1 protein-coding gene is annotated in these 672 nt (G+C 67.0%); it reads left to right on the forward strand.

All coding sequences use genetic code 11. The features are described 5' to 3' along the window. Positions 1-10: 10 nt before the first annotated feature. A partial coding sequence (locus LPA54_RS34450; protein ID WP_228984578.1) for a carbohydrate ABC transporter permease occupies positions 11-672 on the forward strand: 662 nt, incomplete at its 3' end.

Here is a 672-nt window from a genome sequence, read left to right on the forward strand (position 1 = left end):
GTGCCGAACCATGACAGTCGCCATCGACCGCGCGACCGGCAAGCGCCGCGGTGACCGCGCGCCCCGCCCCGGGCTGGGCCAGCGCCTGAAGCACTCCTACCAGAAGCACTGGTACGCCTACGCCATGATCGCGCCGGTGGCCCTGGTGCTCGGCGTCATCGTCCTGTACCCCCTGGGTTACGGCTTCTACCTCACGCTCACCGACGCGGACAGCCTCAACTCGGCACGCACCATCGGCGTCAACGAGATCGAGGCCACCTACAAGTTCATCGGCATCGACAACTACGCCGAGATCCTGTGGGGCGAGACCGCCTACGACCGGTTCTGGTCGCACTTCATCTGGACGATCGTGTGGACGGCCGCCTGTGTCGCCCTGCACTACGGCATCGGCCTGGGCCTCGCGCTGCTGCTCAACCAGAAGCTGCGCGGCCGCACCTTCTACCGGCTGGTCCTCATCCTGCCGTGGGCCGTGCCGACCTTCGTCACCGTCTTCGGCTGGCGCTTCATGCTCGCCGACGCCGGCATCATCAACTCCGGCCTCGACTTCCTCGGCCTGCCCACCCCGGCGTGGCTGGAGGACTCCTTCTGGCTGCGGTTCGCCGCGATCATGGTCAACACCTGGTGCGGTGTGCCGTTCATGATGGTCTCCCTGCTCGGCGGACTGCAGTCCAT

Origin of the sequence: Streptomyces sp. DH12, from assembly GCF_020873895.1 — a bacterium.
In the GTDB taxonomy this organism is placed as follows: Bacteria; Actinomycetota; Actinomycetes; order Streptomycetales; family Streptomycetaceae; genus Streptomyces.